Annotated in this window: 5 protein-coding genes; all 5 read left to right on the forward strand. The window is 41.7% G+C overall.

Annotation, left to right across the window (positions count from 1 at the left end):
* Nucleotides 1-11 precede the first annotated feature (11 nt).
* The 5 genes from Q1W14_RS09765 (at nt 12) to Q1W14_RS09785 (ending at nt 12,591) form a co-directional block, all read left to right on the forward strand.
* Entirely contained in the window at nt 12-3,965 is a 3,954-nt protein-coding gene (locus Q1W14_RS09765; RefSeq protein WP_300701164.1) for a hybrid sensor histidine kinase/response regulator transcription factor, read from the forward strand.
* 302 nt (nt 3,966-4,267) lie between these two features.
* The gene (locus tag Q1W14_RS09770) at nt 4,268-7,279 is read left to right on the forward strand and encodes a TonB-dependent receptor (protein WP_300701166.1); all 3,012 of its coding nucleotides are present in this window, start codon (nt 4,268-4,270) and stop codon (nt 7,277-7,279) included.
* Nucleotides 7,280-7,301: 22 nt separating this feature from the next.
* Nucleotides 7,302-8,888: a RagB/SusD family nutrient uptake outer membrane protein gene (locus Q1W14_RS09775; RefSeq protein WP_300701168.1), complete on the forward strand. Its 1,587-nt coding sequence runs from the start codon at nt 7,302-7,304 to the stop codon at nt 8,886-8,888.
* A gap of 84 nt (nt 8,889-8,972) precedes the next feature.
* Nucleotides 8,973-11,612 carry a family 43 glycosylhydrolase gene (locus Q1W14_RS09780; RefSeq protein WP_300701170.1) on the forward strand — a complete coding sequence of 880 codons (2,640 nt, stop codon included), beginning with the start codon at nt 8,973-8,975 and terminating at the stop codon, nt 11,610-11,612.
* A gap of 10 nt (nt 11,613-11,622) precedes the next feature.
* Nucleotides 11,623-12,591, forward strand: a complete 969-nt coding sequence (locus Q1W14_RS09785; protein WP_300701172.1) for a glycoside hydrolase family 43 protein — start codon at nt 11,623-11,625, stop codon at nt 12,589-12,591.
* The last annotated feature ends 6 nt before the right edge of the window (nt 12,592-12,597 follow it).

A 12,597-nucleotide genomic window follows, 5' to 3' on the forward strand; every position in this document is an offset into this window, starting at 1 on the left:
TTAAATAGATTATGAAACGAACGACCTTAAAGCTATTCATTTATCTTTGCATACTTGCAGCACTGCCTCTGCATGCACAAAACAATGTCCATTACTATTTCAGAACACTCGACATACGTAATGGACTTTCACAAAATACTGTGTATCAGATTTTGCAAGATAGGAATGGCTTTATGTGGTTCGGTACAAAGGATGGTTTGAACCGTTACGATGGAATGTCTTTCCGGGTATATAAAAAAGAAAATTCAGGCTTAGGCAAGAACTTCATCACCGCCCTTTATGAAGACCGTGAGGGTAATATCTGGATAGGAACCGACGGAGGTGTATTTATTTATAATCCGGTACAAGACTCTTTTACGGCTTTCAATCAGACGAGTGAAGGAGGGATACGTATCAGGGATTTCGTTACTATGATTAGCAGCGATGAAAAGGGCAATATCTGGATATCAGTCGAGAATCAAGGTCTGTTTTGCTACAAGTACGGAGAACACGAATTGCTGAATTACTTGCACGATCCGGGTTTGGCCAACGTTACTCGCTTTTGGCTGAACGGAAAAACTTGTTGGCTGGCTTTGTATGCCGACAATTTATATTACACAAAAGATAACTTTGAAACTCCCTTGCAGCCCTATAAAGATGCCAACGGGAATGAAATATTTAAAGGGGACATCATCAACTGGCAAGTCAATGGTCCGCATAATTGTATTTATATAGCCTCGGTCAACGGATTGACCGAGATAAACCTTACCACCGGCAAAACACGCCGACTGCTGGAAACATACGTGCGTGCCTTGCAATTCAAATCGGATGATGAATTGTGGGTGGGTACAGAGTCCGGGTTATATATCTATAACCTGACGAATGACAAAGTTACCCATCTTACCGTTCCTAATCAGGATGACTCATACGCTTTGTCGGATAATGCCATTTATTCACTTTGCCGTGATAAGGAAAATGGTATCTGGATAGGTTCGTACTTTGGTGGAGTGAACTATTACCCCCATCAATGGACTTATTTCGAGAAGTTCTATCCACGGGATGATCTCAAGCAGTTAGGTCGACGTGTACGTGAAATTTGCGAAAGTAATGACGGAACTTTGTGGGTAGGCACCGAGGACAAAGGATTGTTTAATTATAACCCGGAAAGTGGGAAAATAGAGCCTTTCGAACATCCTTCCATCTATAAGAATGTTCACGGTCTTTGCCTGGATGGAGATGATTTATGGGTAGGTACTTTTTCCGGAGGATTGAATAGGGTAAATCTGCATACCAAGCAAGTCAAGCACTATACCAAAGGCGATAGTCAGAACTCAATGACCGCCAATGATGCCTTTACCATCTGCCGGACAACTACGGGGGACGTTTGGATAGGTACTACTTCCGGCCTATTGAAGTATAATCGTGCTACGGATGATTTTACCCGGATTCCCCAGTTGAAAAATATGTTCACCTATAACATATTGGAGGATTTCAACGGTAATCTTTGGTTCGCGACTTTCTCCAACGGGGTTTTCTGTTACAATGTCAGTAAACAGCAATGGAGGAATTATCTTTCTAATGAGAAAGATTCAACTTCAATTTCCTATAATAAAGTGATCAGCATTTATGAAGATAGCAAAAAGAGGCTATGGTTCATGACATTGGGTGAGGGGTTCTGCCGCTATAATCCGGATACTGATAACTTTACACGCTATGATATGTCGAAGGGTTTCCCCAGCAATACTATCTATAAGATGGTTGAAGACAAACAGGGAAACTTATGGATCACTACAAACTACGGATTAGTATGCTTTAATCCGGATATCGATAGCAAACATGTATATACCACAGCTAATGGATTACTGAGTAACCAATTCAATTTCCAGTCGGGATACCGTGACAAGAAAGGACGGATTTATTTGGGTAGTATCAATGGTTTTATCGTCTTCGATCCGGAAACTTTCGTTGAAAACACGTTCCTTCCTCCGGTAGTTATCACTGATTTCTATCTATTCAATAAGCGTCTCTCAGTAGATAGTCCGGCTTCTCCGTTGGAGAAGAGCATTACTTATTCTAATCAGATAGAACTTGATGCCAACCAGAACTCTTTCTCCTTACAGGTTGCTGCATTAAGTTATCAAGCGCCCGAAATGAATCGTTTGGAGTATAAGTTGGAAGGATTTGATCGTGAATGGTATGCGGTAGGACGCAATTCTATGATTAATTATTCCAATTTGCCATACGGAAGTTATACACTGCGCATAAAAGGCTCCAATAGCGACGGTAAGTGGAATGAGAAGGAGCGGGTGCTCGATATACGTATTCGTCCTCCTTTCTATTTATCTACTTGGGCTTACGTGATTTATGTAGTACTGGCATTGTGCTCTTTAGCTGCAATTATTCACTTTTTCAGAAGGAGAACCCAACTAAAGCATCAGCAGACAATGGAAAAGTTTGAACGGGAAAAAGAACGGGAACTTTATACTGCCAAAATAGATTTCTTCACGAATGTTGCTCATGAAATACGTACTCCGCTTACGCTGATAAAGAGTCCGTTGGAAAATGTATTGACATCCAAGTCGGTGTCCGATGATATCAGAGATGATTTGGAAATTATGGATATGAATACCAATCGTTTGCTCGATTTGGTAAATCAGCTACTCGACTTCCGTAAGACGGAAACACAAGGTTTCAAATTGGATTTTGTAGAATACAACCTATCGGATATCTTGCAGAATACCTATAAACGTTTTAAACCATTAGCTCGTCAGAAGGGCTTGGAACTGACTATCGATTATCCGGAAAACTTGTATGCCTTGGTTGATAAAGAAGGGCTGACCAAGATCTTTAGTAATATGTTGACCAATGCAATCAAGTATTCTGAAACGTATATCCATATTAAACTTTACGTGAAAGACGAAAGAATAATGTTCTCGGTATGCAATGATGGTCACGTCGTACCGGTAGAAATGCGTGAAGAGATATTTAAGCCGTTTATCCAGTATAAAGGCGGTGTACTGAGTGCCGTATCCGGTACCGGTATCGGATTAGCGTTGGCACGTTCGCTGGCTGAACTCCATGAAGGAACGTTATGCATGGATGATTCGATGGAAGACAATTGTTTCTTACTGTCTCTTCCCGTGAAACATGCACAAACAGTGAAGATTGAACAACAAGAACAAGTGATTAATGAAGAATCTTCAGAGAAGAGAATTGCTGAAACCGTTTCCAAGCAATGCCGTTATACTCTTCTGGTGGTGGAAGATAGTTTGGAGATGCAATCCTTTGTAGTGAAACAATTGTCATCGGAATATCAGGTACTGACTGCAATGAATGGTGTTGAGGCTTTGAAGATATTGGAAGAACAAACGGTTCATTTGATTATCTCGGATATTATGATGCCCGAGATGGATGGTTTGGAATTGTGCGAACATCTGAGATCGGAACTCGATTATAGCCATATCCCCATAATTCTACTGACTGCTAAAACAACTCTTCAAGCGAAAATAGAAGGTATGAAGTTGGGAGCGGATGTATATATAGAAAAGCCTTTCTCGGTAGAATACCTGAGAGTGTGTGTATCCAACTTGCTAAGCAACCGTGAGAAACTGAGAGTATCTTTTGCCCATTCTCCTTTTGTACAGACTAATACGATGGCTATGACCAAAGCGGATGAAGCATTCCTGAAGACGTTGAAAGAAATAGTAGTAGAGAACATGCAGAATCCGGATTTCTGTTTGGATGACATGGCAAGCTTGCTGAATATGAGCCGTTCCAGCCTGAATAGAAAGATAAAAGGTATATTGGATATGACTCCCAATGATTACATTCGTTTGGAACGTTTGAAGAAGGCGGCTGAACTATTGAATGAAGGAGAATGTAAAATTAATGAGGTTTGCTATATGACTGGATTCAATACTCCTTCTTATTTTACCAAATGTTTTCAGAAACAATTCGGCATTTTACCCAAGGACTTTGTGAAGTAATAGACCGATTATTCATGAAAATAGAATAATCTAATCAACCGCCTCTGGAATATGTTTTAGGGCGGTTTTTTGGTTTTATAATTGTATAGATTGAAGCAATATTTGCATCCCGTTTGGTTTTGCACTGATATATTTGCATCCGGAAAAGTTAACCAAAATGTTGCACTATGAACAAAATGCCTATGACGTAACAAATCCCATTAAACCATCTATGTTTGGTAGAAGATTACTTTCTACTATAAAATGTAATTCAAGGCGGAATTCTGGTTTCCGCAAAGTTTTAAAATCTAATTCTATAAAAAATGATCAAGAAAATCTTATTCTTATTCTTTGTTGTTTTTGCAGCTACCGCTTATGCGCAGGATGTGAATATCACTGGTACGGTAACAGATGCAAATAACGAGCCTTTGACAGGTGTGAATGTAGTGGTGAAGGGTACTACTACGGGTGCTATTTCCGATCTGGACGGTAACTTCTCGGTAAGTGGAAAAAAGGGAAGTACAGTTGTCTTCTCTTATATCGGTATGATTACTCAGGAAGTTGTTTTTAAAGGAACCAAAATGCATGTAATCCTGAAGGATGATGCAAAAGCGTTGGAAGAGGTTGTTGTCATCGGTTATCAAACCGTGAAAAAATCAGACTTGACCGGTGCTGTTGCTGTAGTGGATACGAAAGAAATGAAGAAAAGCACAGCCGGAACATTGGTGAGCCAGATGCAAGGTTTGGCGACTGGTGTCAATGTACGCAGTAGCGGTCGGGCAGGTGAAGATGCTTCTATTGAAATTCGTGGTGTCGGTTCTTTGAGTAATAACTCTCCGTTGTGGGTAATCGATGGTATGATTACTGATCCGGGAGTCGATTTTAATCCCTCGGATGCAGAATCTATTCAGATTTTGAAAGATGCTTCGGCAGCTGCTATTTACGGTTCGCGTGCCGCCAACGGTGTGATCATCGTTACTACCAAGAAAGGTGCTAAAGGCCCCATGAAAGTAAATGTGAATGTAAAGGAAACGATGGAATGGAGTCCGAAGTACGACTTGATGAATGCGGCAGAATACATAAAGTATAATGATATTGCTTACAATGAAGCCATCAAGGATGGTATTGCTACTGTAAACAGTACTCAGAAGCACTCATCTTATGATACCAACTGGCAGGATGCTATTTTGAAAACTGCTTTGGTACAAGATTACAATGTATCACTTTCCGGTGGTGGTGACTCAGGTAGTTACTTCTTATCAGCCGGTTATTATAACAACGATGGCGTATCTTATGGAAATACTTTCGACCGTTATAGCTTCCGTGTGAATACTCAGGGTAAGAAAGGTTGGTTCTCTTTTGGTGAGAATCTGGCTTATTCACTCACGAACACTGACCCGAACCAGACAAATACTTATAATGACTTCTTGCGCATGATGCCTACCATTCCTATTTACGATGAAAATAACCCGGGTGGATATGGCTATGGTGATGCTGCTAAGTATAATACCTTCGGCGTGAATCCAATTGCACGTGAGGATTTGGAATATCGTCATTACCGTCAGAATCGTTTGAATGGTTCTTTATGGTTGGAGGTGAAACCATTCAGCTTCCTTTCTTATAAATTCAATGCCGGTGTTGACCTTTATTTCTATGAGAATTCTTGGTTCCGTGGTGAAGGTAACTGGACTCAGAATCAGGAACATCGTGATCCGGAAGGACAGAAGGCACGTGATAATACGTACAATATGTTGATAGAACATACTTTGAACTTCAATAAAGACTTTGGCAAGCATCATGTAGATGCTGTAGTCGGTACTACTTATCAACATCATGAGTGGGAAGGATTATGGGCTTCCCGTCTGAATTTCCCATTGCTGGGTGATGGCAGTTATTTGGGCGTATTAAATGCCGGACAAAGCAATCAGCAAAATTCTAATAGCATCAGTGAGAATGCGATGATTTCTTACTTGGGTCGTGTAAATTATAACTATGATGATAAATATTATCTGACCGGTACATTCCGTCGTGACGGTACTTCCCGCCTTTCTAAGGATAACCGTTGGGGTAACTTCCCTTCTGTTTCAGCAGCTTGGAGATTGTCTAAAGAAGACTTTTTTGATGTATCCTGGATTAATGATTTAAAGATCAGAGGTAACTGGGGACGTTTGGGTAACGCTTCTATCGGTGACTGGGATTATATTGGAACGATTAACCAAAGTATCGTATCTGTAATTGGCGGAGCTATTGTTCCGGGTTCTACTCAGGTGAAACTGGTGAATGCTGACCTTGTTTGGGAAACTAAAGAGACTGTGAATGTAGGTTTCGATGCAAGTTTTCTCAATCAACGCTTAACATTTAGTGCCGAGTACTATAATTCAAAGACCAGTGATGTATTGGCTGAGACTCCGATTGCTGTTTCAACAGGTAACCAGGGAGGTTCTCCGTGGAAGAATGCTGCTAGCTTGCGTAATAAGGGATTTGAACTCACACTCGGCTGGAAAGACCAAGTGTCAGATTTCAAATACAGTGCGTTGTTGAATGTCACTACAATGGATAATGAAGTACTGAGTCTAGGTCGTGATGGTAGTAGTAAAGACTATATAGATTCAGGTCAGGCCAGAACAAGACCGGGTAGATCTTTAGCTGAATTTTATTTGAGAAAGACAGACGGTATCTTCAAAACACAAGAACAGATTGACAACTATGTAACATCTACGGGCAAACCGATTATGATTGAAGGAAAACGTCCGCAATTGGGAGATGTTAAATACCTTGACATTGATGACAATGGGGAGATAACCGATGCTGACCGTGCTTTTTGCGGTAGCCCATGGGCGAAGATGCAAATGTCATTGGTGCTCAATGCAGAATGGAAGAATTTCGACTTCAGCATGATGTGGAACGGCCAGTTTGGTAATAAGATATATAACATTGCTCAATGGCAAGGTCGTTTATTTGCCGATAACTCCAACTACATTCGCTTCAAAAAGGGTGAAGAACCTTATCAAGTGAATCCGAATTCCAATACTCCACGTATTATTTACGGTGATTTCCGTAATAACCGTGATGCTGACCGTTTCTTGGAAAATGGTTCTTACTTCCGCATGAAGAATATCTCTATCGGATATAACTTCAAGCAGAAATGGCTGACTAACCTAGGTGTTGAGAAACTTCGTCTCTATGCTACCGGTAGCAACTTGATTACTATCACCGGATATTCCGGTTTGGATCCTGACTTCAAGGGAGCGAACTCTGTTTGGAACAGCGGTACGGACAGCTTTGCATATCCTAATACCCGTTCGGTAATGTTTGGCTTGGATTTGACCTTTTAACTTTTAAATCAGTTTAGAAATTATGAAAAAGATATATGGATTAATGCTTGCAGGTGCTCTGACTTTGTGCACCGGATGCAGCTCAAATTTATTGGATATCGATAACCCCAATGAAGTGACAAATAGCACTTATTGGAATAAGCCTGAAGATGCTACTGCCGGAGTGAATGCTTGCTACAGCTTCCTCTACAAGGAAGGTACCTGGATGCGTTGGCTTTCTTTCCGCTATGACTTGACTTCGGACGAAGGATGGAGTTCTTCTCCTTGGATTGAACTGGGTGACTGGACACGTTTCCTTTACAACAATTATAATTTTTATGAAGGCAACACTGTTCATTGGGAGCATTTTTATGTAGGTATTTTCCGTTGCAACCAAGTGTTGACCAATGTGCCTAAAATTGAGATGGACGAAACAACCAAGAATCAAGTATTAGGACAAGCCTCTTTCCTGCGTGCCTTGTGGTACTTCCAGGTAAACTTGCTGTGGGATAAGGGAACCATGCCATTGGAACCCCAAGATGCCACTTATATTCCGGAAGATGCTTCCGAACAGGAAATCTGGGACCAAGTAGAGAAAGACTTGACTTTTGCTATGAATAATTTGCCGGAATCCTGGGATGCTGCCAACGTGGGACGTGCAACCAAAGGTGCGGCCAAAGCATTGCTCGGCAAGGCTTATATGCAGCAACACAAGTATGATAAGGCAAAAGAGCAACTGCAATGGTTGATTGACAAGGAAGGTACTTTGTACGGACTTTTAGCTAATCGTGAAGACAACTTCACCGATTTGGATGAGAACAACAAAGAAGGTATCTTTGAAATACAGTTTGATGATCAGAACAAAGGTGGAACAGGTAATGATGCCAGCATGGCATTTGGTTTCCAACGTACACAGTTCTATGCTCCCGGTGGTGATCATGGTACAGGTTGGGGTGACGGAAAAGCACGTCGTTGGTTGGTAGATGAATTTTTGAAAGAGAAAAGAGCAGATGGTAAAAACGACTTGCGTTTATACAATAGTATTCTCTACAAACACTTTGGTGATGATTTCCCCGATCAATCTAAAAAATATTATGCCAATGCAGATGCTTCGCAGTGGTTCGACGAATGGGGACAAGATCCGGAGGATTGCTACATCCGTAAGTACAATACTTCTTACTATCGTGAACGTGAAGACTATTTTGCACGTAATAACTACCGTATCATGCGTTATGCCGACATCTTGATGAACTATGCGGAATGTCTGGCTGAAACAAATGCTCCAGTTGCCGATGCTGCTGTTTATGTAGATAAAGTAAGAGAGCGTGCCGGTTTGGCTAAATTGAAAGATAGTAAATGGAAAGATTGCCTGAGCTCAAAAGATGCCTTCCTCAAGCGCCTCCAAATGGAGCGTACTTTGGAGCTTTGTTTTGAGGGCTGGCGCTGGGCTGACTTAAAGCGTTGGGGCTTGCTTGATTCTCAGGCCGGTATTGACGAACTGAAGGCTCGTGACAAGGATTTCAATAACTTCATCGTTGGCAAACACAGACGTTTGCCTATTCCGAGAGATGAAGTGGATGTCAGCACTGTAGGTGGTGTTATACATTTGACTCAGAATCCTAACTATTAATAACTAAAGAAGGCTATGTTCGGAAGCGCTTTCTTATTGAGGACGCTTCCGACATAGCTTTTCTTTTCTTAAATACTATACCTTATGCTTGTCTATAAAAAACTACTATTACCTTTCGCTTTTGCTTGTTGTAGCGCTTTGTTTGCCCAGAATATCCAGAATCCGGTACTTCCTGGAGTGGCTGATGCCGGTGCGATGAAATACAATGGCAAGTACTATATCGGCGGAGTATTTACAAACGGGGATTTTTATGTTTCCGATGATTTGGTTCATTGGAGTAAGCCGGTTCATGTGGTAACTATGGATAACGACTGGACAAAAGGAACCGGAGCCGGAGATAATCAGATTCATGCGAATGACATGCTTTATCTGAATGGCGATTTTCACCTTTACTGGTCTGTTAACTATTGGGGAAAAGACAAGCATGCCGTTCACATTGTACATGCACAGAGTAAAGACTTATTAGGGCCTTATACCGAACCCAATAAAAAGACTTGGATGGATAATCGTATCGATCCTATGATATTTAAAGACGACAACGGACAATTGTACATGTATATGGTACGCTTTACAGATGGAAACACCATTTGGGGACGTAAAATGAAGAACCCGGCAGAGTTTTCCGGTGAACCGGTTTGCCAGTTCGCTTCATTGCCGGATACATGGGAAACAATGGATAACCGAGTAGCGGAAGGCCCTTGGGTCATTAAATATAGAGACCGTTATTACATGATGTATAATGCGAATCACACCTCAACGGAATGGGGTAATTATCAATTGGGAGTTGCTGAGGCTGACTCTCCTTTAGGTTTTCAACATGGAAATAAATATAGCTATCCGGTTGTAGGTTGCAATCAGACGCAACTAGAAGAAAAGCAGGTGGACTTATTACGGTATGGCCGCACATACGACCCTTTGTTTGCTTATACCGAGAGCCGACCGGAAGGTGATTGGACAAAAATAGCCTACGATGCTTCTGGCTGGAAGAAGGGCGAAACCGGTTTCTCATCCGAAGAAGTGAAAGGCTCAACTACCCGCCATTTGGGTACCCTATGGAATTCTCCTTCTTTATGGCTGCGTAAGACTTTTTCCGCTGATAAGCAGGTGGGTAATTTGGCATTGCGCGTTGCCCATGACGGGGATACCCGCATTTATTTGAATGGGACATTGATTTACGATAAGCAGGGACGTGATTACTGTATCGTAAACTTGGATAAAAAGCTTCGTGCGGCTTTAAAAGAAGGTACGAACTTACTGGCAGTAGAAACGAGCAAAGGACATTCACAATTCTTTGATGTATCTCTGTTCGACATGAAAAACGAAGTTGCCGATGAAATCTTGATGACTCCGGGGCAACCCAATATACTGAGAGGTCCCAATGGATTTGAATGGTGGCTTATCTATATGGCAAATAAGAACCACGAACACCGTGGACAATATATCAACCGCATCCAGTTCTTTGATAAGACGATGTTTGTAGATGGCATAACAGGACCACAAACGGCTGGTTACCATCCGGAACCCTCGTTGCCTACTTACTCCAAGAAGGCGGCAGAACCTTCATTCGGTGCGTTGCAAGGAGTACAAGCGTCAATTGCTTATTTGTTTGAAGCGGGAGTAAATACGAAGAATGAAGCAGGCATTATTGCCTGGTGGAAAGATACCGACAACTGTGCCTATATAGGGCTGGATGCAAAGAATCAATGCTGGTATTTGCGTACCCGCCTTAATGGAAAAGAAAATAAGGAATCATTTACTTTACCCAAAGATTTCCGGTGGGGTGTTTATCATCATTTGCGTATGGAGCGCAATTCCGATTGCATAAAAGTGTGGCTGGATGAAATCCCTGCTCCTGAAAAGCATATCTTTACAGGGATTATTCCTGCTGATGAGGCGGGTGTTCCCGGAGTATTTGATGAGGCAAAGGATGCTTTGTTCGAAGGCGTGACTTATACCATCGGTTTTGATGATTGCCATTTGCAACTTACCGGTAAGGAAGAAGTGCTGAAAAATGATTTGCTGAATGATTATGAATTCAGCTTTCAATTGTCTGATTTATTGGAGCAAAGTATAGCAGGCAGTTATCCGGTATATGTGGATCGGAATAATTATGTGAAGGCTCAGTTTAATGGTATTACCCGCATGCTTGAAGTTACTGCTGTGAAGAAAGGCAAGCAGGCTTGGCAGAAGAACTTCCCGTTGGAATGCTTGCAAACAGTTTATCCGGATGTGAAATATACCGATTTCATCGAGAAATGTTATCGTTTTGCTACTCCTACTTGGTTGGATGCTCTTTATCTGAACCGCCATGACGCCGGTAATAAAGCTGAGTTTGTGGAGGATATGTTCAGTAAGTTCACGATAGAGTATTTGGCAAACGGTGAGTGGAATCCGATAAGTAATCAAGGAGCGAAAGTAGCAGAACACCCTGCCTATAATTGTTTGAACTTTGCTCCGGTGAAAGCTGAAGGAGTCAGGTTTATCAATAAAGATGCGGAAGACTTGCAGCGCCATATTTATAAAATCGGAATTCATGAGCAATTAAAAGAATCTTATAATTTCCGTGCAGTGAGGCGGGGAGATAAGCTTTACCTCTTTGTGGATGGCAGGGAATTAGGTGCATTCGATATTCTGTATCCTGCATCCCGTATCGGATTCTGTTCGGAGAAGGGCTCTCCGGCTTATAACGGTGTATTGTATTATCATATAGGAAATAAATTATAAAGAAGTAATTATGAAAAAGAATCTTATCTATATATACTTGTTTTCGTTGGCTGTGCTGACATCTTGCCAATCGTGTTCTTCGGAATACAAGAATATCGACGAGATTGTCGTTGAGGGAGTTGAGACTCCGGTACTTCTCGGCGATCCATTTATTATGTTGCACAAGGGCACTTATTATGCTTACGGCACTAATGCAGAAGATGGCATCGAGGTGTATACTTCCGATGATTTGCAGACCTGGAAGTATAAAACCATGGCATTACATAAAAAGGATGTCTGGGCAGACCGTTGGTTCTGGGCCCCCGAGGTTTATGAAGTCAACGGAAAGTTTTATATGTATTATTCGGCTGACGAGCATATCTGTGTGGCAACAGCCGATTCACCTGAAGGACCTTTTGTACAAAGCAAGAAAGAACCCATGATTGCCGACGAAAAATGTATTGACAACTCTCTGTTTATTGATGATGATGGCACACCTTATCTGTTTTTCGACCGTTTCAACGATGGGCTTAATATTTGGGTGGCCGAATTGGAAAAGGATCTGATTACAATTAAGGCAGAGACAATGCATCCTTGCATCCATGTATCACAAACTTGGGAGGAAGTATGGCCGCGTGTCAATGAAGGTCCTTTCGTAATGAAGCATAACGGAGTATATTACATGACTTATTCTGCCAATAGCTATGAAAGTCCTTTCTATGGAATAGGCTGTGCCACGGCTACTGACTTGATGGGGACTTGGACCAAGTATGACGAGAATCCTTTGTTGCAGAAACCCGGAGATTTGGTTGGAGTGGGGCATAGTGCCACGTTTACGGACAAAGCCGGCAAGCTTCGTCTTGTATTCCATGCCCATAAAGACAAGAACACGATCCATCCGCGGGCTATGTATATTGGTGATTTGTCATTCGAAAAGGTAGATGGAGTAGACCGTATGAGAATCAGCAAGGAATATATGACCCCTAAAGTAGTAAAATAAAGCCTA

The organism is Bacteroides sp. (genome assembly GCF_030151085.1).
Classification (GTDB): Bacteria; Bacteroidota; Bacteroidia; order Bacteroidales; family Bacteroidaceae; genus Bacteroides.